The following is a 22,187-nucleotide window of genomic DNA, read 5'->3' on the forward strand; positions in this document are numbered from 1 at the left end:
GGTATCCTGACACTCTGAAACACAATCGCGGCGGCCAAGACAGCAAGACCACCTGCGCGGTATGGCGTACCGGAAGGGTTTCACCCTTCCGGCTTCGATCCCTCCCATACCGCGTAGGTGGTTCTTTGCTGTCTAGGGGTGGGCGACATACATGATGGGCATATTGGGCCTCCTAGTTTGAGGGGCCTGCGGAATTCTAAGCTGTGCGGCATTAGAAACCATAAGCAAAACAATCATATGTCTACCGAGTTCGCTCTCGATCTGCGCCTGGCCAGGCGCAAGTCGGGATTTACCCAGCGCGATGTCGCGCAATTGCTTGGCACCCACCAAAAACTCGTATCCGAGCTGGAGCGAGGCCATCAGCTCCCCACACTCCAGCAAGTGGTCACCTTATCGCTTATATACGGACGGTCGTTTGAGAGCCTGTTTTCGCACCTCATGCGGGAAGCGCGTGCGCAGCTACGTCAACGCATACTGCACATGCCCGAAGGTGTGCGCAGCTATGTGGGGACCTTCAACCGGGACGCCTCGATTGACAAGCTGGCCCGCCGATTAGCCGACGAACACGACCAGTATGGTGACGCTTAGAGTGCTGGCATTTGCCGCCGCATCGGGCCGCGTCGGTTCCGTGTTTCTTGTCGGCGACAGACTGGTTGACTGGTGCATGTCGAACAAGGCGGCAGAGAGCGGTATCGAGGCGGCAGGACACGCCCAGGCGCTTATCAACGATCTTATGCCTGATGTGGTCGTGACGGAAGAGCCAGAGTCTGCCTGTCATAAAGGCAAGCACACACTGGAGTTGATCAACGCGATTGCCCGAACTGCCGAGCACAATGGTCTGCTTGAAGTCTCGGTGCCGCGTGAACATCGCTACCCCAACAAGTATGCCGAGGCCGATGCGCTCGTCGAACGGTATCCCGAACTGGCCCCGTGGAAGCCGGTGAAGCGGCGCTTCTATGACAACGAGCCTCGCAACACGGTGCTCTTTGAGGCTCTGGCCCTGGCGCTATCCTTACGGGATCACGGTTGATCAATCTGGAAGGGTTCAAGCCCGCCCCGAACCCAGCCGCCATTCAATAAGGCTGGGCTGGGTTCGGGCGGGCGAAACACGGGGCCAAAGTCCTCCCAGGCCTGGAACAGCATAAAGGTATTCCCATGGGGATAGCGGTCGGCAACGAACTCAACCATGCGCTGCTTCCGCACCGCGTCGGACAGAACATGCAGCACCAAAAGCGGCGCGGTGAGGCCAAGGTGTTGGCGGTATGTGCCACCTGCGACATAGGCATCGTATTGCGATAGGTTCCGTTCGAAGCTCTTGCGGTTCCAGTTGCTCGAAGTTGTGGGCTCAGTGGCGCGGTCTGCCTCGACCGCGAAGAAGCGGAAACGGTCACCGCTTGCGGTATGGTATCGAAGGCCGAACAGCGCGTCCGGAAGCAAGTCCTTGTCGAAGCGGTAGCCTGTTGCTGGGTCGGTGATGGTGACCGTGCAGCGAAGATCGGCTTGCGCACGCCCGAGAATGGCAGACTGTGGGATGTATGACAGGTCGGAACGTGCGCGCGCGCCAAGTTCTATCGAGGCGGTGACGCAACTTGTCATGAACCGATGAAGCCATGGCCCTGACGGTGCCGGGCGCGGCCCTTCGGTCGGTCCGACGCGATCAAGTGCTCGCCGCCCTGCCGAGGCAAGATCATAGACAAGCTGGTTATAGCGGCTGTCGAGCGTGCGGAACTGTTGCGGCGGTCGGATCAGGTATGCACCATTGTCCGGCGTGTCAGTCTCATGGAAAAGATCGGTCAGACGTTCGCGGGCACGTTTCTCACTCGCATGGCTGCGTCCGCCAAATGCGAGCAGGAACGAGGTCGGCAATGGCCCGTGTTCTGCAAGTGCCGATAGCCACCTGATGTCGCGCTCGGTGAGCAAGATGCGCTTGCCGGTAGGGTGGCCGGTGATGCGGGAGCGGCGGCAGAGGGTGTCGCGTGGTTCGGGCATAGGATTGCTCTCAATATCTTCGAGCAATCCATCTATGCCGCTCGGCGCGACCTGTCTTCGTACGGCATTTTCAGGAGAGTGCTGGTATTCACCCACATGTTCCAGCAAATGCAGCTACAGATTTTTTCACCGCTACCACTCTTCCCCGGCATCGGTGTCGATGTGCCCGGGCGTATCCTCGGGCGACGGCCTCGATTTGGGTTTTGGCGACTGCTTCGGTGATGTGGACCCCGACTTAACCGCTGGGCTTTCCGGTTGACTGGCAGTCAGTTCGCCATCGCCGGGATCGCTGGTGGCTGCGTGGTCCTCAAGCTCTGAGTAGTGGACAGCGTAGCGTTCACGCATGACGGTTCGCAGTGCTTCGCGCTCCGCCCGTTCCATACGCTGCATCTGCTCCATGTATCCAAATGGGAATGAGAGCGGGACAGCGCCTTTGGTCTGACCGCGCACATGGACAGCGAAGCTGCCCTTCGGCTGCGCTTCGATCAATTCAGGGCTGCAATACATCATGGGTGCGAGTGCGCGGGCATCCTTGGCAGACACGCCTCCGGCAAACTTGATTGCGGTGTTTGCCGCGAAGGCTTCCTGAAGTTTCGGCTCAAGCTGGCCGAGGTATTGGTGAGCGAGCACCATGCCCACATTGTACTTGCGGGCCTGGGCAAGGATCAGACCGATGTTCCGATCAAAGTAGTCCTGTGCCTCATCGACATAGACGATGGTGGGCGTGCGTTTGTTGGCAGGAAGGGTGGCCCGTTCCTGGGCAGCCTGTGCGATCATGGCGATGAAGAATCTGCCGAATATCTCCGTGCCTTGCTCTTTGAGCAAGTCCTTGGCGGTATTGATCAGGATGATCTTCCCAGCATTCATTTCGGCGAAGAGGTCAAGCTTCGAACGTGGGTGCGCGAACATGCGCTCGAAGGTCTGGTTTTCGAGAATACCCCAAAGGCGGCGCAGCACCTGCTTCTTGGTCTGCTCGAACTCCTTGCCGGCGAATTCCGTCTCGAAGAAATGCCGTGCGGTGCCGGTGAGCTTGGCGATGTGCTCGGCGAATTTCTTCTCGCTTCCAGGCTCCATCAATTCCCGCAACGTGTGGATCGTGGCATCCGGGATGTGAAGCATAAGCCGAGTCACATACCGGAAGATGACATTCTGCTTTTGCGTCATTTCCGCCGAAAGCAGCGTGCCGAGCACGAAGTCGTATAGCTCCAGGATGGAATTGGTCAGCCGCTCGCGCTCCAGTGGCGCGTAACCGGACAGGCGCTCCATCCCGACATCGAACAGGTTCAGCGACACCGGCCACTCGACGTCGCTCGGGTCGATGATGACCACACGATCATGCAGGGGTTGGCCCGGTGCGAATATCTTGAGGTTCGAAATGGTTCGGATCAGGTCGCCTTGGCTATCGAGTACGATGACCGTGCGGTTGCCATCCGCCACCGCCTCTAGATCATTAGCGATAAGGTATTGCAGCGTCTGGGTTTTGCCGTGGCCTGACCCAGCGACAATATGGTGATGCTCAAAGCGTGACTTGGTCGGGATGGTGAAATCGAGCACTTGGTCAAACAGAGGGAGGAACGGTGTGCCGCCAAAGTAGCTCCGTACAAGCGCCTCGGGGTCTTTGCTGTCCGCTTGGCTGGGTAGTTTCGGCGCGCGATTGAAGCCTCGGGGATCCGATGGGTTGCCACCGGACGCAAGGATGAGATTTGCTTCGAGCCGCTGCCTGAGGTGGGGCAGCACCTCCGACAACCCATCGCCATCGAAGATTGGCACCAACATCGCTTCGGTGACGGCACCAACATCGCCCAGGCTGCGGAGCAATGACGTCTCAGTACGAATGCCATCGAGTTCCGCACCATCAAGAAGTGACGGGCAGGCGGCATGGATCGGTGCCAGCGCTGCGATGGCAATCTCGACTACGACGTTGCAGCTTCGGTCGAAGCTGGCGGCGAGAGCGCGCTGACGCGATAGCTCGGCCCGGATGTCCCATAGCTCGGCAATTGTCCGGGTCTGACTCCAATCGATCACGGGCAGAACAAACAGGGCATCGAAATTCAGGAGCTCGACGATGAGACGGTGTGCCCGAGTCGCTTCCTCGTGATCCTCGGGTATCCCGATATGGTCGCACACCGTCTCAGCAAGGATGGCCGCCAGATGTTCTTTCCCGGACGGGTCGGCAATCCCAAGCTGCTCATGCAGCTGTGCAACTTCGTCCCATTGCCTAAGCACGAGTTCGGCCTCGCTGGGCTTGAAAAGCCCGTGCACGAACGCATGGACACGTGCGCCAACGCGCCAGACCATGTCAGGCCGCTCTGAGGATCAGTTCCTTGGCCTGCTCTTTTGGCAGTGGGTCAATGGTGTGACGTTCAACGCCATCCCAGTGCTTGGCGCTCTCCATCACCTGCCGGAACACGCCGCATGCGCCTTCAAGCCAAGCTTCCTTCTTGGCCAGCTCGACGACACTGTCGCACTTGAAATTGCGGCCATGAAGCATGTCACGCACGAAGATGGTCTGGCGCTTTTCGTTCATGTGCCAGTATCCCGCGCCGCCGCCGAGCGCTGCTCCGCCGAGGAAGGCGATGCCGCCATTTGCGAGGAAGTATGCCAGCAGGGCGAAGGCAACGACGAACACGATGCCGCCTAGCCACATCGCCCTGCGCAGGATTTCCGAGTCGTCGGAGCCAATCAGGACGGAGGCATCAAACTCGTATCGGTTTATGAGCGCCTGCTCGTCCTCACTTACCTCAAGCTTGCCCCACAAGGTGAAGTGAACGCGGCCAATCTGATCAGCGGTCTGTTCCCGTTTGAATAGCAGTTCCATGGAAAGTCCCCCATTTCCATTCTGGGAGACATTGAGGTGAGAGTCAGACAATTGGTCAAGAGAAATTGGATCGGAGGAGGGGCGGGTGGTGGTTCATAATGATGCAACGCAATCATTATGAAGTCGCGGATGCCGGATTTCGTTGCGGGTGCAGCTATGTTCCATCATTGGTCTCTATGGATGGGGAACGGCTCCGCATACCGAATGGGGATAGAGATAGTTCAGAGAAGCGTCTGCTCTCGAATATCGTATATTGCACGAATCTGTCTGCTAAATTCGGTTTGCCCACCATAGCTCGGATGTCGCACTTTGATCGTTGTTGGGAACCCGTCAAACTTTGTCAGAACATTTTCAGCATCATTGCCAACAGCAATGAGCCGTCTGGGCCGGAGTAGCTTGATAAGCTGGTGCAAAACCTCAGTACCGGCATGCCGCTCCCGCGCATTGTGAGCCCGATTTGTAAACGGTGCATCGTGCTCATGGGGATGAAGCGGAAACACATTCCAGAAAAAGATCGGCTGGCGAATCTGATCGACCATGTTCCAGATCACCGTGGCAGTCTTTTCGGGAACCGGCTGGCCTACCGTGGGTCTTGGGTAGCGTAGGCCCCAGCGCTCAAGATGGGTGTGGTAATGGACATCATCGGTGAGCGCTAGTCCGGTACGCCGCCCGCCGCGAAAGCCAAGATCGCGCCCCACCCATAGGGCATCGACCTCAGTCTGCTCGGCTGCGTGAAGCATGGCTGTTAGTGTCGTTGCGCGCTGCGTCGGAGCATCTGGAATGTCGTGGACCGCGCACCGATCAGAGTATGGGTTAAACGCATTTGCAAAGCGCAGTGCGGCAAGCTGGGAAACAAAGTGTAACGGTGTCATGGAAACCCCTTTTCAGAGGGGCCTATACGCGATTGTCCTTGCCGCACGATCCCCAATCACAATGCCGCCCCGGTTTTCGCGCACCTGTCGGAATACCGAGTAGCCCTCAAGGATCGCTTGTTCCCAAAGCTTCAGGGGGCACTGCTCGACCTCATATCCCTTCACGAAGTCTGCGATGGTTTTGAGCATATCGAACGAAACCGAGTTTTGGTTCGAGAAAAAGTTCAGCTCTTTAGCGCGCGAAAAAATCCACGCTGTCAGCCCCTCCTCGACGACGATTGCCCTGCCACCGTCCTGGGCTTCGTCCACTGCCTTGTCACTTTTCCGCTTCTGCTTGATGAGCGACCGCATGGTCGGCGACCAATGCAATATTGCCGCATGAGCGAAGTGAAAGACATCATGGAAGCGATAGTCGTCGGAATCGAGGATGTTGTCGGTGAGCGGATCGCCAATGAAGACCCCATTCCAGCGCAGGTAGCATTGTCCGCCGGGACGCTGCGTAAACTCGATCTCAAAATGCGAGGGGAGCTGTTCCTCGGCTGGGAAGCTGGCATCGAATGTGGGTAATCCGGCCAAGTCCGGCGCAACAAACCGACCGCGCGTCTTTGCCAGATTGCTCCGGGCAACATCGCCAAACGATAGGCCCGAAACTTGCAATGTTTTCAGATAGCAATCGATGAAAGGGATTATGAGGTTCGCCGCGTTGCTCTGGTCTCGACATAGGTGGAGCAAGCGGGACGCTGCATCGCCCAAGGTGAGCAGCGAGTCGTCAAGCGCTGCCACATGACGCGGAATCATGATCCGTGAGATCGTGCCATTCTCAATATCGCTGGCGGCGAGGGTCGACGTATAATCGTCGCTGGATATTACCTTGTCTAGTAGGTCCTCAAGCGACAAGTCCAAGCGGCGGCATAGGGCCGCTAGATACCAGAGCGTGTCGCCGAACTCCTCCTCGACCATTCGCCGATAGCCGACGAAAACCTCTTTCTCACGATGGAATTTTTTGGCTGCTGTCATGATGCCGCCGACTTCACCGAAGAGCCCGAACAAGACCGGTCGGATGTCTGTCGGCATCTTGTCGGTAGGGGCAATCTGACGAACATAATCGTCGATCAGCATTGTTGCGTGAGGCGAAGCTTCAGCCATCTTCGAGTACCCAGTCGAGTGGTCTGCCATAATAGCCTGGTTCACCAAATGTCCGAAGCCATGCAACGAATTCAGCGATCCATCCTTCGTCTCTCAAGCGCTTCCGCTGTCTGACCTTTCGACAAAGATCATACCGGGCCGGATCGCGGAAGTTCGCAGGTATCTCAGGTCCCTCGCCGCCGAAGTAGTAGAAATCTTCGCTGATGAGAATTCGGTCTGTGCCGGTATCGCGGGCGATGTGATTGGCTTTGACGGCGGCATCTGCGTGGGCATGGAATGAGTCTAACTGAAGCCAACAGCTGTCATCGTCAGATCGATAATAAATGTTGTCGCCACAGCTTTGACGGCGACTCCCTTGGCGCATTGGGCGCTTCTTTTGAAATCTGGCATCTGCCCAGTAGCTCCGCCAGTCGAGGGTCTCCTTGACCCGCATTGCGTGAACAAGGTGGTTCCCGCGCCGAATCTTCCTTTCACTGCTGCCAGTGCCAACGATCCAATCCCCCACTTGTGCAGACTGGCGTATCGCGGGCTTGCAGGTGGCCAAGGTGCAATGGCCATAGAATGGGTTAGGAGCGAACCCGCTATCGTAGCGCACCACATACGAAAAGAGACTGGGCACTTGATGAACGGCTCAGCAACGGTGAGGGCTAAGCGGGCGCGTTTGATAGCTAGACCCATCTGGCTTCTCCCAGACATCGCAATCCCCATTGATTGCATCAACGAGGGAACTGCCATTCCAGCCAACTACAGCATCAGCGTAGTTGTTCAGCGCATCAGGTAACTCGCAATCCTTGGCCCCCTGTTCCCAGACCCCGACGATGCGCTTCCCGATCTTATGGGCGTACTCGATCTCCCAGTTAACCCACTCGCTGTTTTTCGTGCCGGGAGTGACGTATACGACAAGTGTGCTGGCCCATTGAATCTGCGGCGCAAGGATTTCTGACTTGATGTAGTTCTCGGACTTTGCCTGATTAGGATTGCTCGAGTTGATCGACGAATCGCGGATTGTCATGCCTTGCTTTGCCAGCAAGTCTTTGACCTTGCCAAGGCCAGCATCATCCTCGTGAATGTGACTAATGAACACATTTTTAGTCTGATCAGCCACTGTCGCCTCCTGATATTCCCGATATGTTCCTTGATATGGGAGGGGCTGTCAATCTTTCAAGACCAGACGATGCATTTGTTGCCGGTACTTCATGAGAGACTGGTTCACCCGCTCCATATCGGCTTTCAGCTCATCAAACTTGGGGAAGCGCTCCTGAATGAGCTGTGGATCAAGCACCTCTTCTCCCGCTCCGGTATCGTACTTCTTCAACTCACGGTCGTACCAGTGCCGAAACCGGGCCTGCCATCGCGTGAGGTGAGGGCGAAGCCCTTCATTGAGGACTTCAATCGATAACCGGATTATCTTCTGCGTACTGTCGCGGCTTACTTTCTGGACGGGAATACCCTTCACGAGGTCACGAGTGACGGAAAAGAATCCATACCACGAATCGTATATTTCGGAGATGACATCGTTCTCAAAATCGATCTGCAAGCCGATCTTGCGGGTGCTCAGTTCAACCCAAATGGCGTAGGCTACCTGCTTGTCGGTTAAGTTCGGCTTGAAGGTGAATTTCTGATCGCCGATCCCAATATCGGCTTGATCAATCTCGAAGTTCTCGAAGCTGAAACCCCCAGAGAGAATTCGCCAGATGGCAAGCAAGAGGATCGCTACAGTGATGGCGGCCACGAGCCATACGCTTGCGGTAAGGTTGAACGACCAACTCGCCTTGTCCCAGACAAGGGACAGGATCGGTTCAGCTGTACTCGACGCTGATGGGCTAGGATCGATATTCACGGCACACACTTAACTTCAGGAAGACAACATGTCACTCGAACGTGGATATTCCTTGCTTCCGTCGCCTCCCGAAGATGCGGCTGCGATTTAAAGGCCATGCTGCCTCTGTGTCACCAAAGCCAGAAAGCTCTGCACATCCATCAACCACGCCTGCTGCGCCTGACGATACGTGGCATGCAGGCTGCGCGGCACCACAAGTTGCAGGTTCTTGATCTGCATCTCCGTAGTCTGGTTCTCCGAAATGCCCGGCTCAAGGGTGAGCAGGTGCTTGGTTTCGATTCGTTCGGCCTCAGAGAGCACCTGCCGCCAACGATCCTTGAGCGTTGATTTTGCACCCAGCATTGTGAGGCGGGAGGCCGGAAAATCCGGGTCCCGATATGCGTGTTGCCCCGGAAACAGGAAATCCGGCTTGTTGCGATTTTCGGTTTCCGCGCCGCGCGCATACTGGATGGCATGAGCGATGAAGACCGCTTCAAGGTGATGCTCAAGCGCCTGACCTGCCCTTGATTTCCGGCGGTTCTGAACACTTAGCGAGAAGGCCAGAAAGCCATCGACATCCGCGCCATCCGGAGCCTCAAAACCGCCGCCAATCCGTTCGGCCACGATCCGCCGCTCCAGTCTCCGGAACATCTGCTCTTCCCGTTCCAGCCACGCGATCAAGGCGAGGTCAGGATCGTCCTGCGCCGAAACGTCCGGCAAGGAAGCGCGGGCCAGCTCGGAGAATGCCCCCGTCTTCGGGAACACCAGTCCAAAGCGCTCGATGAGCGTGTCGATCTGGTCGGCCTCAGGCTCTTCCGGCTCGATGCCCAGCTCTTCGAGGATATACCTCGCGGCGAAATCAAGTTCGGCGCTGTCATCGCCGATCTCCTGGTAGGTGAAGGCGAATTCTTCCTGCTCTTCAAGTCCGAAGAGCCAAACCAACTGGTTTTCGATGGTGGCGGAAGCGGTAACGATCGCAAGCATGGTGCCGTCGCGCTGGAGCGCCAGAAACAGGCGGTCCCCCGGCTGCATCATCTCGGTCACCGCATTGCTGGAGTAGTAAAGGTGGTATTCAGCGGCGCGGGGCTTGCCCTTGCGGACGTTGGACCAACTCATGAAGCCATCTTCGGAGAACCCTTCCTGTTCGCCAGATATCAAAAGAAAGCGGGTCGTGATCTGGCGACGGTCCTCGTCGCCAAGAAGGCGCCGCAAGGGGCGAGTCCCCTGAAACTCGTGCTGGTTGGATTTCGGGGTGATCGTTTCAACCAGTGTGAGGCGCTTTGATACCACGCCCACAAACAGGTCAGAGAGCATACCCCGGCGCATTCAGGTTCCCTTGATCTCGATTCGGTGCTCACCTGACCGTAGCCATGATGCGCAGGCGGCAATCGTCTCTGCAAGCGGTCGGCGCGACTTTCCCCTGAGCGCACATTCCCAGACGACTGCCAGTCGCCAGCCAGCCTCTGCCAGTCGGTCGGCGTTTCGGGCGTCGGTCATTCTGTTTCTTGCGATCTTCTCGCGCCAGAAATCCGGACGTGTCGCAGGCATGCGAAACAGATTGCAGTCGTGGCCATGCCAGAAGCAGCCATGCACGAAGATGACCGCCCGATACCTCGATAGAACAATGTCGGGCTTTCCAGGCAACGTTCGGCCATGAAGCCGGTAGCGGAAGCCGGCAGCATGGAGCGCCTTGCGCAGGGTCAGTTCCGGCTTGGTGTTCTTGCCCCGGATGTTTGCCATCATCCGGCTGCGCACCTCAGCCGGAACGATGTCAGCCATGCGCGACCATGCGCTCGCGATCCGGTCGCGTCACGACTGCGGGCATGGCCTGCGGCTCCGCCTCGGTGGCAATCGCCGCTTCGATGTACGGCTTCATGGCTTCAGCCAGAAATTCCACCACCGGCACCACCACCGCATTGCCAAACTGCCGGTACGCCTGAGTGTCCGACACGGGGATCTTCCACCGCCGCTCGCCCCGGTCGAAACCCATCAGGCGCGCACATTCAAGCGGCGTGAGACGGCGCGGGCGCTTGCCCGGTTGCTCGATCAATACCTCCGAGCCGTCCTTGTAGTAGCGGGCGGAGAGGGTACGGGCGACATCATCGGGGCCAAACAGGCTGTACCCGAAACCATTCCCCTTGGCAGTGTGCTTGGCTTTGTATGCCTGAAGATATTCCCATAGCCGCTCGGTCAGTGTGTACTTGGGATCAACCTCATCATGGGGCTGAAGGATGCTCCCTAGCTTTGGCCCACCTGCGGGAAGCACAACGCTGCCTAGGTCGAAAGCGGTCGGGTCCCGGAAACCAACGATGAAGATGCGTTCACGGCGCTGCGGAACCCAGTGCTCCGAACTGATCACGCGCGTCTGGACGTGATAGCCAAGCTCATTCCGGAGCACGTTCATGATGGTGGCGAAGGTGCGGCCCTTGTCGTGACTTTCAAGGTTCTTGACGTTTTCAAGCACGAATGCTGCCGGACGATGGTGCGCAATGATCTGCGCGGTGTCGAAAAACAGGGTGCCCTGTGTGTCACACAGAAAGCCGTGCGGACGACCAAGTGCGTTCTTCTTAGATACCCCGGCAATCGAGAACGGCTGGCATGGAAACCCGGCAAGGAGGATGTCATGCTCGGGGATCAAATCAGGCTGCTCGGCGAATTGCCGGATGTCGCCTGCCACCGGGTGATTGTCCCGGAAATTGAGCGAGTATGTTTTTTGCGCGTCGGCATCCCATTCGGACGTGAAAACACAGTGCCCACCAATACCCTGAAAGCCGATCCTGAGTCCCCCGATCCCTGCGAACAGGTCGATAAAACGAAACGATACAGGGCGTGGGTCGGTGGCTGCCTGCCTCGCAGCATCGTTCAGCACACGAAGTGCCAGTGGGGTCGGCCTTCCGGTGCCACTCGCGTAGCGGGCAATAGTGCGATCAGACACCGATAGCAGACTCGCGGCTTCCTGAAGGGTGAGGCCAGCCTGTTCGCAGAGGCGGCTGAACTCGCTCTGCCGCACCGTTGACTTGCGCATCTCGACCACCCCTGTGTCATTTTTTGCCACGATGGCAACCGGCTTCCCAGTTGTCAATTTGTTCTCTATATGTTCAGACATGGTTGTCAACAGGTATAGCACTGCAACAAGCGATACGGCTAGGAGGTGGGAAATGGGTGGCCGGACTGTGCACGCCCGGCCACCCGCTCCTTCAGAAGGAGTGTCGGCTAGGCGCTTCTCTGCAATCCAACCGTTTTTGAAGCCAATCGAGCACTTCAGTCTCAACCCACCCCACTCGGCTAGGGCCAAGGTGTACCCGCGTGGGGAATTGCCCGGCCTTTTCCAATCGTGCGATGTGCTGCGGTGAGTACAGGACAAGCTCCTTGAGCTGACGCTTTGATAGTATCCTCATCACGATGTTCCCATGAAGAGAGCATCGCGATGCCCCGGTTACGACAAACCCCGAGGTGGGCTGACGCTATCAGGAACGGGGGGAGTCGCCAAATGAGCTGCACATGATGGCGCATATCGCCCCACCAAAACGCATGATTCTGGGTGGGCTGGAGGGTGGGCTAGATTTCCACCCCTCGCATAAGCACTTGAATTTCATCGATGAATTCAAGTTTTTGGTGCGGTCGAGAAGACTCGAACTTCCACGGGCTTTCGCCCACAACGACCTCAACGTTGCGCGTCTACCAGTTCCGCCACGACCGCACATCGCAAGCGGGCTTCACCTTCCTAAAAGGCTGCCCCGCCGGGGTAGAGCGGCGCCCCTAGCAAAGCCCCCCGCGCCGCGCAACAACTAGCCGAGGATTTTTTATTCGGGCTTCCAGCCGATCTCCGCGACCTTGGCGCTTTTGGGGACGTCGGTCACCGCTTCGTTGATTGTGACGCTCTCGCCGGGCTTCAGCATCTCACGCGGGGGGGTGACATCCCAGGTGTAGACCACCTTGTCCTTGGCATCGCGCAGCACGATCAGGATCGGCGGGACTTCCTGCGGCTGCTTGCCGACATTGGTGACGGTGCCGCTGGCGCCGAAATACTCGGTGCCATTGGGCAGCGTGCGGCGATCCTGCCGTTCGGAGGGGAACGCCAGCACGAGATCGGGGTTGCCGGCCCCGAACGTGGCGTGTGCGGCAGGCAACCAGCGCGGCAGGCCGAGCCACGAGGCGAGCGCGATGAGCACCGCGACGAGCACGGCGAAGCTGACTCCGGCAATCGTCCACAGCTTCGCGGTGTTGCGACGCGGGCGGAACGGCGGCTGGTGATCGAAGCTTGAGGCGGTATCGTCGAAACTCTCGTCCGCCGAGCGCGTGGCCGGACGGATCACCGGCCGCGGGACGACGGGCGGTTCGGGCACCGGCCCTACCGATGCGGATCCGGGCTGGTCTTCTGGTTCCGGTGCAGGCGGCGGAGCGGCGGCTGGCGTCACCGAGGGTGCCATCTCCTCGCGCGGCGGCAGTTCAGGACCGTGCTGGAACCAGCTGTGCCGGCACTTGGCACAGCGGACCGTGCGGCCCTCCACACCTATCGCGCTGTCGGGGAGGACGTAGCGCGTCGAGCAGGCGGGGCACGCAATGATCATGGGGCGGGTTAAGCATGGGGGGATGCAAGGAAACAATAGGGACGGGCGGGGAGAAGTGCTCGCCTGCCCTTTTTTCCACATCGATTGCGCCGTATAGCCGCCGCAAGCAGTGCGCGGCCCCCGCGCGAGCAAACCACCCTACGGGACCGCAACGCCTGACATGAGCCAGCCTGATGCCGAAATCGTCCAGTTCGACAACGTCGGGCTGCGCTACGGAACGGACAAGGAAATCCTGGCCGATGTCTCGTTCACGCTCTACCCGGGCTGCTTCTATTTTCTCACTGGTGCGAGCGGCGCAGGCAAGACCAGCCTGCTCAAGCTGCTCTATCTGGCGCAGCGCCCTTCGCGCGGGCTGATCCGCTTGTTCGGCACCGATGCGATCACCCTGCCGCGCGAACGCCTGCCCGGTTTCCGCCGCCGCATCGGCGTGGTGTTTCAGGACTTCCGGCTGGTCGATCACCTTTCCGCCTTCGACAACGTGGCGCTGCCGCTGCGGGTGGCGGGCGTGAGCGAGAAGGACATCGCGCGGCCGGTGGGCGAAATGCTCGACTGGGTGGGACTAGGCGACCGGCAGCATGCCCGGCCCGCGACGCTTTCCGGCGGGGAGCAGCAGCGCGTGGCCATCGCCCGCGCGGTGATCGCACGGCCCGACATGCTCGTCGCCGACGAGCCGACCGGCAACGTCGACCCGGACATGGCACTGAAACTGCTGCGCCTGTTTGAAAGCCTCAACCGGCTGGGCACGACCGTGGTGGTTGCCACCCACGATGTTCATCTGATCCGCAAGGTGCCGGAATCGCTGATCATGCGGCTCGACAAGGGGCGGCTGAGCGACCCGACGGGTGCGCTGCGCTATCCGCCCCGCCGCCCGGCCATGGCTGGCGCCGACGCGTCGCCGCCGCTCTGAGCGTTTCAGGAGATGGGCTTCCTTTCCTCCCTGTTCCTGCGCTGGCGCGGCGGTTCTGCGGCAAGCGACCCGCGACTGCTGCCCGAAGCGCAGCTTTCGGGGCCGATGCCGTGGGTCATCGCGATCATGATTGCGATGACGGTGGTTGCCGCCGCCAGCGGCCTCGCCCTGCGCAACGCGGCGGAAACCGCGAGCGCCGATCTGGAAGGCGGCGTCACCGTGCAGATCGTGACCGCCGCCCCGGCCGAACGGCTCCGCCAGGCCGCAGCCGTGGTTGCCGTGCTTGCAAAGGCGCCCGAAGTGGCCGAAGTTCGGCAAGTGGCGCAGGAGGAACTCAACACTCTGGTCGAGCCATGGCTCGGCACGCGGCCCGGCGACGATGTCGAGGCCTTGCCGATTCCGGCCTTGATCGACGTGCGGCTCAAGGGTGCTGCAACGGCGGACCAGGTGGCGCACTTGCGCGCGCTGGTGGTGCCGGTGGCCGCCTCTGCCCGGATCGATGCGCAAGCCGGATGGCTGGCGCCGGTGTTCGCCGCGATCGGAACGCTGCAGTGGCTGGCCGGCGGCCTGATCGCACTGTTGGCTATCGCGACGATTGCGGCCGTGCTGCTCGCTTCGCGCAATGCGCTGGGCAACCACCGTGAAACGATCGAGATCGTGCACATGCTGGGCGGCACGGACAAGCAGATCGCGCGGGTGTTCCAGCGCTCGATGGCCTTCGATGCTGCCGCCGGTGGCCTCGCGGGCCTGCTGTTTGGCGTGGTGACGATCGTCACGCTCTCGCGCCAGTTCGCAGGGCTCGGCTCGGGCATGGTCGCGGGCGCGGTGCTGCACTGGCAGGACTGGATCGTGATTGCGGCAATCCCGCTCGCCGGTGTCGCGCTCGCCGTGTTGACTGCGCGGGTGACCGTGCTGGCCGCCTTGCGGCGGATGCTCTGAAATGGCGCGCGTGCGCAAGCCACCCGGCCTCTTTCGCCGCATCGGCGCGGCGGTGCTGCTCGCGTGGGTGCTCGGCTTCCTGTGGTTCGCCCTCGCCCTTCCGCGCCCGGCGGGTTCGCAGAAAACGGACGGCGTGATCGCACTGACCGGCGCAGGCGGGCGCATTCCGCGCGCGATCGACGTGCTGCGCGCCGGGCAGGCCCGCAAGGCGCTGATTGCGGGGGTGGCGAGCGAAGTGAAGCCGGGCGAGTTCGCCGCCGAATATAAGGTGTCGCCGCAGCTCCTCGCCTGCTGCGTGACGCTCGGCTTCGAATCCGTCGACACGCGCTCCAACGCCCTGGAAGCCGCGCGCTGGATCGCGGCAGAGCACATCACCTCGGTGCGCCTTGTCACCACCGACTGGCACATGCGGCGGGCACAATTCGATCTTGCCATGGCCGCCCCGCGCGGGGTGGAAATCCTGCCCGATGCGGTGCCCTCGCGCCCGACCATGAAGACGCTGTTCATCGAATACCACAAGCTGATCGCGCGCATGCTCGCGTGGCTTGCGGGGTGGTAGGGCAGACCATGAGTCGCCACGAAGCCGCCGGCCCGCGCCTGCCCGATGTGCTGCGCAGCCTTGCCTTTTATATCGTGTTCTACGGCGGCACGGTGCTGCAGGTAGTTGCGGCGCTTGCCGTGATGCCGCTGGGCGGGGATCGCTACAAGCAGATGGTGCGGGTGTGGTCAGGCTGGCACCGGACCTGCGTCCGGGTGCTGCTGGGCATCACCGTAGAAGCCGAGGGTTTCATGCCCCGTGCCGGCGTTCTCTATGCGATCAAGCACGAATCCTTCTTCGAAGCGATCGAGTTGCCCCACATGTACCCCTTGCCGGTGGTCTTCGCGAAGGAGCAGTTGCTGCGCATCCCGCTGTGGGGCGCAATCGGCACGCGCTATGGCCTGATCGCGGTGGACCGCGCGCGCGGTGCCAGTGCGCTCAGGGCCATGCTGGCAGAAGCCCGGCGCTGGACGGCGGACGGGCGGCCGCTGATCATCTTTCCCGAAGGCACGCGCGTTCCCCACGGCACCCGCCCTGCACTGCAGGCGGGCTTTGCCGGGCTCTACAAGATGCTCGGCCTACCGGTCGTGCCGGTGGCGGTCGATAGCGGGCCGCTCTACCACCGCCTGTGGAAGCGCTCCGGCACGATCCGCTATCGCTTCGGGGAGGAAATTCCCCCCGGCCTCCCGCGCGCTGACATCGAAGCGCGCGTCCATGCCGCCATCAATGCGCTCAACCCGTGAGCGTTGAGGATGCCCGCCTCGACGAGAAGCACACCGAGGCCGATGCGCGCAGCTGGGGCGAGGTGCTCGGGCCCGGGCTGATCACCGGGGCGGCAGACGACGATCCGAGCGGGATCGGAACCTATAGCCAGGTCGGCGCGCAGTTCGGCTTCAGCCTCGCCTGGATCATGGTGTTCAGCTACCCGCTGCTGGTCGCAACGCAGATGATCTGCGCGCGGATCGGGGCGGTGACCGGGCACGGCATCGCGCACAATCTGAAGCGGCACTATCCGCGCCCGGTGCTGTGGTTTTCGGTCATGCTCCTGCTGGTTGCCAACACGATCAACCTTGGCTCGGACCTCGGCGCGATGGCAGCCGCGCTCAATCTGCTGCTGCCGGGGCCGACCATGCTCTATGTCGTGCTGTTCGGCGTGATCTCGGTGCTGCTCGAGATCTTCGTGAGCTATGCGCGCTATACCCGCATCCTCAAATGGTCCGCGCTGTCGCTGCTGGCCTACATCCTCGTGCCGTTCGTCGCGAAGCTCTCACCCGGTGAAGTCCTGCGCGGCGTGCTCGTGCCACAGCTGAGCTTTGACCGGCAGACCACGATGGCGGTGATCGCGACGCTGGGGACCACGATCAGCCCCTACCTGTTCTTCTGGCAGGCGGGGCAGGAAGTGGAGGAGCAGCACCGGCTGCACAAACACCCGCTTGGCGTCTTTCCACGCGCGGCGGGCCCCGGCCTTGCCCGGATGCGGACCGACACCGTGGTGGGCATGGGCGTGACGAGCGTGACCGCGCTGTTCATCGTGATTGCGACGGCGGCGACGCTCCACGCACACGGCATCAACGAGGTTGCCTCCGCCGATGCGGCCGCCAGCGCGCTGCGCCCGATCGCCGGCGATCTCAGCTTCCTGCTTTTCGCGGTAGGGATCATCGGGATCGGCCTGCTGGCAGTCCCCGTGCTGGCGGGTTCGGCGGCCTATGCGCTTTCGGAAACCTTCGGCTGGACCGAGGGGCTGGACCGCAAGCCGCACGAGGCCAAGGCGTTCTATGGCGCGATCGTGGTGGCGGTGCTGGGCGGCATGGCGCTCAACCTGATCGGCATCGATCCGATGCAGGCGCTCTACTGGACCGCGGTGATCAACGGCCTGCTGGCGCCGCCGCTGATGGTGATGACCATGCTGGCAGCCAGCAATCCCAAGGTCATGGGCCGGCTGACCCTGCCGCCACTGCTCAAGATCGGCGGCTGGGCAGCAACGGCGGTGATGATCCTTGTCTCGGGAATGTTTCTCGTCAGCTAGTCCTCGTGGCTACGCCCGAAGTCTGGCCGCGCATCATCCTGGCCCATCTCGATGATCGAACGGCGGATCGCGCGGGTGCGGGTGAAAGTATCGAACAGCACGGTACCGTCGCCCTTGCGGATCGCCTTCTGCAGTTCGGTAAGGTCTTCGCTGAAGCGCTGGAGCATTTCGAGTACGGCATCGCGGTTGCTCAGGAACACGTCGCGCCACATCGTCGGATCGGAGGCGGCGATGCGGGTGAAATCGCGGAAGCCGCCGGCGGAGTACTTGATCACCTCGCTCTGCGTCACTTCCTCAAGATCTGAAGCGGTGCCGACGATGGTATAGGCGATGAGGTGCGGCAGATGGCTGGTGACGGCGAGCACGCGGTCATGATGCTCGGCATCCATCGTCTCGACCCGCGCGCCGAGCGCCTCCCAGAATGCGGTAACCCGCGCGACATCGGTCTCATCCGCACCGGCGGGCGGGGTGACGATGCACCAGCGATTGCGGAACAGCGCGGCAAAGCCGGCATCCGGCCCGCTCTGCTCGGTACCGGCAACGGGGTGCGAGGGGATGACAGAGACGCCCGGCAGCGCTTCGGCCAGCGCCTTGGCGACGCTGGCCTTGCTCGAGCCCACGTCCGTCACGATCACGCCGGGCGCAAGGTTCGCCGCGATGCTCGCTCCTGCCGCCCCCATGGCGCCGACAGGGACGCACAGCACGACCAGATCGGCTCCGGTGACGGCTTCGGCCACTGTATCGGGCACGAAATTGGCGAGGCCGATCTCCCGGGCGCGGGCGCGCACGGCTGGGTCGGCATCGAAACCGGTGGTGATCGCATCCGGCAAGTGCGCATGAACGGCGCGGGTGACCGAGCCGCCCAGGAGGCCGAGCCCGATGACAGCGACCCGCGCGAAAGGCGCAGGCCCGCTCATCGTGCGGCTTCGGCGAGCTGGCGCAGCACAGCGGCGACGCGGTCCATCTCTGCCGCCGTGCCGATGGTGATGCGCAGGCATTGCGGCAGGCCCTGTCCCGGCAGCCAGCGGGTGATGAAGCCGTGGTCCATCAGGCCCTTGTAGGCACCCTCGGCGGTCAGCGCGCCGGTGAACTCGATCAGCACGAAGTTCGCCTCGCTCGGCAGCGGACGCATGCCGTGGTTGCCGAGGGCCGCAAGCGCGGCGACGAAGCGCGCCCGTTCGGTGCGGTTATGCTCGCGCGAGGATGCAACGAAATCCTGATCGCCGAGCGCGGCAAGCGCCGCAGCCTGCGCGGTGACGGTGAGGTTGAACGGCCCGCGGATGCGGCCCAGCATGTCGATCAGGTGCGGCGCCCCGGTCGCCCAGCCGACCCGTTCGCCAGCAAGCCCGTAGATCTTGGAGAAGGTGCGGGTGATCAGCACGTTCTCGGTAGTGGCGGCGAGCGCGAAGGCACCGTCGTCGGCATCGGCAGCGACATATTCGGCATAGGCCTGATCGACCACCAGCAGTACATCCGCTGGAAGCGCGGCATGAAGACGGGCGAGTTCGGCGCGAGGCAGGTAGCTGCCGGTGGGGTTGTTGGGATTGGCGAGGAAGACCACCCGTGTGCGCGGCGTCACGCAGCCGAGCAGGACATCGACGTCCGCCGCGTAATCCCGATCGAGGGCCTCGACCGGCGCCGCGCCGCAGCGACGGGCGGCGATCTCGTAGACCGAGAAACCATAGCGCTGATAGAGCACCTCGTCGCCAAGCCCGGCAAAGGCCTGCGCAGCCAGGTGGAGCAGTTCGTCAGAACCGGTGCCCATGACGATCCGCGCCGGATCGATGCCGTGAAGCGCGCCGAGCGCACCGCGCAGCGCATGGCTATCGGGATCGGGATACCGCGCCGGATCGCCCGCGCCATCACCGCTGCCAAGGCGGGCAGCCCGCGCGAGGGGGCTGGTGCCGAGGGGGTTTTCGTTGGCCGAAAGCTTGATCAGCACCTGCCCGTCGGTGCCGGTCGACTTGCCGGGCACATAAGGATGGATCGCCGCAATCCACGGCTTGGGCACGGGACGAGTGGCGGAAGCAGGGGCAGATGGCTCGGACATGACCGGCGCGCCTTAGCGGGCTTGCCGCGCCAAGGGAACCGTCTCACACGGGCGATTACGGATCGACGCGAAGATTGGCGCCCTTCCAGTCGCTTGCCATGGCGAAAGCGGGCATCGAAGCCTTGCCATCCTCACCCCCGCCGATGAGATGTGGGCCGACCGGCTGTCCGCCTTCGCCGCGCGGGCTTTGCGGCAGGCCGGCTGCGGCAAGCTGATAAGGCGAGGCGCGGTGGCGCGTGCACAGGCCGCCGTTGCCATCGGGCACCAGCGCCTGCTCGAACTCAAGCCCTTGCTGGCGCTTTCGCGAGCGGCGGACGCGCGCAACCGCCAGCTGGCCTTCGCCGAGATCGATCACGAATTCGGCACCGACCGGCACATCGACAAGGCCCTCGATCAGCGCGCCGGAGACCGAGAGGTTGCGCAGAACGACCGGGTAGTAGTGGTTATCATGGATCGCGCCAATGCGGCGGAACATCGCCTGCCGATCATGGCGCTGGAAGGCTGGGCCCGAAGGCTCGATGATCCAGTCGCCTTCGTTGAGCTTCTGGACGAACTGATCGTTGGGGATCGGGTGGCTGTAGATGTAGCCCTGCACGAGCGTGACGTTGAGGCCTTTCATGAGATCGAACTGGTCGAAGCTCTCGACGCCCTCTGCCGTCGTGTCCATTTCCAGCGCCTGCGCCAGCGCGACAATCGCGGCGATGATGGCGCGGTTGCGCGAGCCTGCCTCGGTCGCGCCGCGCACGAAGGACTGATCGATCTTGATCTTGTCGAACGGCGCCGTCTTCAGATAGCCGAGCGAGGAATAACCGGTGCCGAAGTCATCGAGCGCCAGCCGCACGCCAAGGCCCTTGAGTGCCTTGAAGCGTTCGTTGGTTGCGCCGCCCTCCTGCAGGAACACGCTTTCGGTGATCTCCAGCTCCAGCCGTTCGGGCTCGATGCCGGAATTGGCCAGCGCACTGGCGACGAGTGCCGGGAAGCCATCATCCGCGAATTGCACGGGCGAAACGTTGACGGCCACGCGCAGGCCGCCCGGCCAGGCCGCAACTTGCTCGCAGGCGCGGCGCAGGACCCATTCGCCGATGCCTTTGATGAGGTTCGATTCCTCGGCAATCGGGATAAACCGCGCCGGGCTGACCGGGCCATGGTCGGGGTGGTTCCAGCGCACCAGCGCCTCGACGCCGACGACATGGTTGTCCGCCGCCCTCACAACCGGCTGGTAGTGGATCTCGAGCTCGTCCCGCTGCAGTGCGTCGTGGAGGTCTTCCTCGAGCAGGCGGCGGTCGGCAGCGGCCTTGAGGAGGTCCGCGCTGAAGAACCGGAACCGGCCGCGCCCGCCGCCCTTTGCGGCATAGAGCGCAAGGTCCGCGTTGCGCACCAGGCTGTCGCTGTCCTCGCCATCGAACGGGGATACCGCGACACCGACCGACGCGCCGATCAGGCAGCGGCTGCCATCGATCGTATAGGGCTGCGAGATGCTGGTGATGATGCTCGTCGCCATATCGCCGAGCACACCGCGATCCTCGACCCCCGGCATGATCACCTGAAATTCGTCACCGCCAAGGCGGCTGACCTTCTCCTTGTCGCCCACCACGCGGACAAGCCGGGCTGCCACCTGCTTGAGCAGCGCATCGCCGGCCGCGTGGCCCAGGGTATCATTGACCTGCTTGAAGCGATCGAGGTCGATCAGCATGATCGCGCACGGGCTGCGCTGCTGGGTGCATTGGGTGAGCGTGCGTTCGAGCAGCTGCGACATGCGCCGCCGGTTAAGCAGGCCGGTCAGCGCATCGTGCATCGCCATGTGCGAGCTTTCCTCGGCCGAGCGCCGCTCGCCGGTAATGTCCTCGCAGTGGCCGCGAAAGCCGGCGAATTCGCCGCGATGGGTGATCGGTTCGCCAGAAATGGCCCACCAAAGCGTCTCGCTATCGCCGCGCTCGCTGCGCACGGTAATCTTCTCGAAGCGCCCTTTGCGCGCAAAAGCGAAAGGCAGCGTTCGTTCGCCTTCGCTTTCGTTGCCGCTTTTGAGGAAGAGTTCGAGGAAGGTCTGGCCTGTGGCCGTTCCATCCCCCACCAGCAGCGCATGGGCACCGGGCGAGAGGTAGGTCAGGCGCCCTTCCGCATCGGTGGACCAGAAGAAGCCGAGGCCGAGATCTTCGTAGGTGTGGCACAGCGCCGCCGCTTCGCTTTCGGATGTGCGGGATGGTGAGGCATCGACTGCCCCGATCCCGAAAACCTCGCGTGCCTTGCGCAGCACCACTCAGACATCCCCTAGCTAGCTGAATACTAGACGTTAGGTATGTACCCTAAGGGCGTTGTGGGAAGGTTAACGGGGATCCGGCGCCTAGCCTTGCCCGGTAACACGCTGTTGCAAAATAAAAAAAGGGCCGGAAGCGCGATTGCACTTCCGGCCTTAGTCTGTTCGCAGGAGGAACATCGTCTGGCGGGGCCCCGTCGGGCTAGAGGGAGAGGATCTCGCCCACTGGCCCCGCCAAGCTGGTTAATCAGTAGTTGC

23 protein-coding genes and 1 tRNA gene are annotated in these 22,187 nt (G+C 61.7%); 7 read left to right on the forward strand and 17 right to left on the reverse strand.

Annotation, left to right across the window (positions count from 1 at the left end; translation table 11 throughout):
• Nucleotides 1-237 precede the first annotated feature (237 nt).
• Both ACO06X_RS09575 and ACO06X_RS09580 read left to right on the forward strand, forming a co-directional pair.
• The gene (locus ACO06X_RS09575) at nucleotides 238-588 is read left to right on the forward strand and encodes a helix-turn-helix transcriptional regulator (RefSeq protein ID WP_421839690.1); all 351 of its coding nucleotides are present in this window, start codon (nucleotides 238-240) and stop codon (nucleotides 586-588) included.
• 1 nt (nucleotide 589) lies between these two features.
• Complete coding sequence (locus ACO06X_RS09580) at nucleotides 590-1,030, forward strand: hypothetical protein (protein WP_421839691.1); 441 nt, start codon at nucleotides 590-592, stop codon at nucleotides 1,028-1,030.
• Here the strand turns inward: ACO06X_RS09580 and ACO06X_RS09585 are convergent.
• The 14 genes from ACO06X_RS09585 to ACO06X_RS09650 form a co-directional block, all read right to left on the reverse strand.
• Nucleotides 1,021-2,085: a replication-relaxation family protein gene (locus tag ACO06X_RS09585; RefSeq protein WP_421839692.1), complete on the reverse strand. Its 1,065-nt coding sequence runs from the start codon at nucleotides 2,083-2,085 to the stop codon at nucleotides 1,021-1,023. The two genes, ACO06X_RS09580 and ACO06X_RS09585, sit on opposite strands and share 10 nt — an antisense overlap.
• A gap of 36 nt (nucleotides 2,086-2,121) precedes the next feature.
• Nucleotides 2,122-4,287 carry a type IV secretory system conjugative DNA transfer family protein gene (locus ACO06X_RS09590; protein ID WP_421839693.1) on the reverse strand — a complete coding sequence of 722 codons (2,166 nt, stop codon included), beginning with the start codon at nucleotides 4,285-4,287 and terminating at the stop codon, nucleotides 2,122-2,124.
• Between the two features lies 1 nt (nucleotide 4,288).
• Nucleotides 4,289-4,807: a hypothetical protein gene (locus ACO06X_RS09595; RefSeq protein WP_421839694.1), complete on the reverse strand. Its 519-nt coding sequence runs from the start codon at nucleotides 4,805-4,807 to the stop codon at nucleotides 4,289-4,291.
• Nucleotides 4,808-5,028: 221 nt separating this feature from the next.
• On the reverse strand, nucleotides 5,029-5,679 hold the full coding sequence (locus ACO06X_RS09600) for a uracil-DNA glycosylase (RefSeq protein ID WP_421839695.1): 651 nt from the start codon (nucleotides 5,677-5,679) through the stop codon (nucleotides 5,029-5,031).
• Between the two features lie 12 nt (nucleotides 5,680-5,691).
• The gene (locus tag ACO06X_RS09605; protein ID WP_421839696.1) at nucleotides 5,692-6,798 is read right to left on the reverse strand and encodes a pyrophosphatase; all 1,107 of its coding nucleotides are present in this window, start codon (nucleotides 6,796-6,798) and stop codon (nucleotides 5,692-5,694) included.
• Nucleotides 6,799-6,817: 19 nt separating this feature from the next.
• Entirely contained in the window at nucleotides 6,818-7,444 is a 627-nt protein-coding gene (locus ACO06X_RS09610) for a hypothetical protein (RefSeq protein WP_421839697.1), read from the reverse strand.
• 12 nt (nucleotides 7,445-7,456) lie between these two features.
• Entirely contained in the window at nucleotides 7,457-7,930 is a 474-nt protein-coding gene (locus ACO06X_RS09615) for a TIR domain-containing protein (protein WP_421839698.1), read from the reverse strand.
• A gap of 48 nt (nucleotides 7,931-7,978) precedes the next feature.
• On the reverse strand, nucleotides 7,979-8,665 hold the full coding sequence (locus ACO06X_RS09620; RefSeq protein WP_421839699.1) for a hypothetical protein: 687 nt from the start codon (nucleotides 8,663-8,665) through the stop codon (nucleotides 7,979-7,981).
• An 87-nt stretch (nucleotides 8,666-8,752) separates the two neighbouring features.
• Nucleotides 8,753-9,970: a type II restriction endonuclease gene (locus ACO06X_RS09625; RefSeq protein WP_421839700.1), complete on the reverse strand. Its 1,218-nt coding sequence runs from the start codon at nucleotides 9,968-9,970 to the stop codon at nucleotides 8,753-8,755.
• The gene (locus tag ACO06X_RS09630; RefSeq protein ID WP_421839701.1) at nucleotides 9,971-10,423 is read right to left on the reverse strand and encodes a very short patch repair endonuclease; all 453 of its coding nucleotides are present in this window, start codon (nucleotides 10,421-10,423) and stop codon (nucleotides 9,971-9,973) included. It lies immediately after the preceding gene.
• Nucleotides 10,416-11,759 carry a DNA (cytosine-5-)-methyltransferase gene (gene dcm / locus ACO06X_RS09635; protein ID WP_421839702.1) on the reverse strand — a complete coding sequence of 448 codons (1,344 nt, stop codon included), beginning with the start codon at nucleotides 11,757-11,759 and terminating at the stop codon, nucleotides 10,416-10,418. Before dcm ends, ACO06X_RS09630 begins: the two co-directional genes overlap by 8 nt.
• Nucleotides 11,760-11,841: 82 nt before the next feature.
• The gene (locus ACO06X_RS09640) at nucleotides 11,842-12,042 is read right to left on the reverse strand and encodes a helix-turn-helix transcriptional regulator (RefSeq protein ID WP_421839703.1); all 201 of its coding nucleotides are present in this window, start codon (nucleotides 12,040-12,042) and stop codon (nucleotides 11,842-11,844) included.
• 215 nt (nucleotides 12,043-12,257) lie between these two features.
• Nucleotides 12,258-12,344 (reverse strand) — tRNA-Leu (locus ACO06X_RS09645).
• 103 nt (nucleotides 12,345-12,447) lie between these two features.
• A complete protein-coding gene (locus ACO06X_RS09650; protein WP_421839704.1) occupies nucleotides 12,448-13,215 on the reverse strand; it encodes a zinc-ribbon domain-containing protein in 768 nt (255 codons plus the stop codon).
• Nucleotides 13,216-13,375: 160 nt separating this feature from the next.
• Here ACO06X_RS09650 and ftsE point away from each other — a divergent pair, with 160 nt between their 5' ends.
• Genes ftsE through ACO06X_RS09675 form a run of 5 tightly spaced genes read left to right on the forward strand, consistent with a single transcriptional unit; the run spans nucleotide 13,376 to nucleotide 17,625 of the window.
• Nucleotides 13,376-14,122 carry a cell division ATP-binding protein FtsE gene (ftsE, locus tag ACO06X_RS09655; protein ID WP_421839705.1) on the forward strand — a complete coding sequence of 249 codons (747 nt, stop codon included), beginning with the start codon at nucleotides 13,376-13,378 and terminating at the stop codon, nucleotides 14,120-14,122.
• 12 nt (nucleotides 14,123-14,134) lie between these two features.
• Nucleotides 14,135-15,061 carry a cell division protein FtsX gene (locus tag ACO06X_RS09660; RefSeq protein WP_421839706.1) on the forward strand — a complete coding sequence of 309 codons (927 nt, stop codon included), beginning with the start codon at nucleotides 14,135-14,137 and terminating at the stop codon, nucleotides 15,059-15,061.
• Between the two features lies 1 nt (nucleotide 15,062).
• Complete coding sequence (locus tag ACO06X_RS09665; protein ID WP_421839707.1) at nucleotides 15,063-15,620, forward strand: YdcF family protein; 558 nt, start codon at nucleotides 15,063-15,065, stop codon at nucleotides 15,618-15,620.
• 8 nt (nucleotides 15,621-15,628) lie between these two features.
• A complete protein-coding gene (locus ACO06X_RS09670) occupies nucleotides 15,629-16,342 on the forward strand; it encodes a lysophospholipid acyltransferase family protein (protein WP_421839708.1) in 714 nt (237 codons plus the stop codon).
• Nucleotides 16,339-17,625 (forward strand): NRAMP family divalent metal transporter, encoded by a 1,287-nt coding sequence (locus ACO06X_RS09675; protein WP_421839709.1) that lies wholly within the window; start codon nucleotides 16,339-16,341, stop codon nucleotides 17,623-17,625. The genes ACO06X_RS09670 and ACO06X_RS09675 overlap by 4 nt, the downstream gene beginning before the upstream one ends.
• On the opposite strand, the gene ACO06X_RS09680 is transcribed toward ACO06X_RS09675, so the two are convergent.
• Genes ACO06X_RS09680 through ACO06X_RS09690 form a run of 3 tightly spaced genes read right to left on the reverse strand, consistent with a single transcriptional unit; the run spans nucleotide 17,622 to nucleotide 21,929 of the window.
• Nucleotides 17,622-18,542 (reverse strand): prephenate/arogenate dehydrogenase family protein, encoded by a 921-nt coding sequence (locus ACO06X_RS09680; RefSeq protein ID WP_421839710.1) that lies wholly within the window; start codon nucleotides 18,540-18,542, stop codon nucleotides 17,622-17,624. The two genes, ACO06X_RS09675 and ACO06X_RS09680, sit on opposite strands and share 4 nt — an antisense overlap.
• Nucleotides 18,539-19,675 carry a histidinol-phosphate transaminase gene (gene hisC / locus ACO06X_RS09685; RefSeq protein ID WP_421839711.1) on the reverse strand — a complete coding sequence of 379 codons (1,137 nt, stop codon included), beginning with the start codon at nucleotides 19,673-19,675 and terminating at the stop codon, nucleotides 18,539-18,541. The genes ACO06X_RS09680 and hisC overlap by 4 nt, the downstream gene beginning before the upstream one ends.
• Before the next feature lie 55 nt (nucleotides 19,676-19,730).
• Entirely contained in the window at nucleotides 19,731-21,929 is a 2,199-nt protein-coding gene (locus ACO06X_RS09690; RefSeq protein WP_421839712.1) for a putative bifunctional diguanylate cyclase/phosphodiesterase, read from the reverse strand.
• Nucleotides 21,930-22,187: the final 258 nt, after the last annotated feature.

It is taken from the genome of Novosphingobium sp. (assembly GCF_965229225.1).
In the GTDB taxonomy this organism is placed as follows: Bacteria; Pseudomonadota; Alphaproteobacteria; order Sphingomonadales; family Sphingomonadaceae; genus Novosphingobium.

Excerpts from the sequence above, each read along its gene's own strand:
- ACO06X_RS09575 (WP_421839690.1), top strand. The coding sequence starts at position 238 with ATGTCTACCGAGTTCGCTCTCGATCTGCGCCTGGCCAGGCGCAAGTCG.
- ACO06X_RS09590 (WP_421839693.1), bottom strand. The coding sequence starts at position 4,287 with ATGGTCTGGCGCGTTGGCGCACGTGTCCATGCGTTCGTGCACGGGCTT.
- ACO06X_RS09595 (WP_421839694.1), bottom strand. The coding sequence starts at position 4,807 with ATGGAACTGCTATTCAAACGGGAACAGACCGCTGATCAGATTGGCCGC.
- ACO06X_RS09600 (WP_421839695.1), bottom strand. The coding sequence starts at position 5,679 with ATGACACCGTTACACTTTGTTTCCCAGCTTGCCGCACTGCGCTTTGCA.
- ACO06X_RS09605 (WP_421839696.1), bottom strand. The coding sequence starts at position 6,798 with ATGCTGATCGACGATTATGTTCGTCAGATTGCCCCTACCGACAAGATG.
- ACO06X_RS09625 (WP_421839700.1), bottom strand. The coding sequence starts at position 9,970 with ATGCGCCGGGGTATGCTCTCTGACCTGTTTGTGGGCGTGGTATCAAAG.
- ACO06X_RS09630 (WP_421839701.1), bottom strand. The coding sequence starts at position 10,423 with ATGGCTGACATCGTTCCGGCTGAGGTGCGCAGCCGGATGATGGCAAAC.
- ACO06X_RS09640 (WP_421839703.1), bottom strand. The coding sequence starts at position 12,042 with ATGAGGATACTATCAAAGCGTCAGCTCAAGGAGCTTGTCCTGTACTCA.
- ACO06X_RS09650 (WP_421839704.1), bottom strand. The coding sequence starts at position 13,215 with ATGATCATTGCGTGCCCCGCCTGCTCGACGCGCTACGTCCTCCCCGAC.
- ftsE (WP_421839705.1), top strand. The coding sequence starts at position 13,376 with ATGAGCCAGCCTGATGCCGAAATCGTCCAGTTCGACAACGTCGGGCTG.
- ACO06X_RS09660 (WP_421839706.1), top strand. The coding sequence starts at position 14,135 with ATGGGCTTCCTTTCCTCCCTGTTCCTGCGCTGGCGCGGCGGTTCTGCG.
- ACO06X_RS09665 (WP_421839707.1), top strand. The coding sequence starts at position 15,063 with ATGGCGCGCGTGCGCAAGCCACCCGGCCTCTTTCGCCGCATCGGCGCG.
- ACO06X_RS09670 (WP_421839708.1), top strand. The coding sequence starts at position 15,629 with ATGAGTCGCCACGAAGCCGCCGGCCCGCGCCTGCCCGATGTGCTGCGC.
- ACO06X_RS09680 (WP_421839710.1), bottom strand. The coding sequence starts at position 18,542 with ATGAGCGGGCCTGCGCCTTTCGCGCGGGTCGCTGTCATCGGGCTCGGC.
- hisC (WP_421839711.1), bottom strand. The coding sequence starts at position 19,675 with ATGTCCGAGCCATCTGCCCCTGCTTCCGCCACTCGTCCCGTGCCCAAG.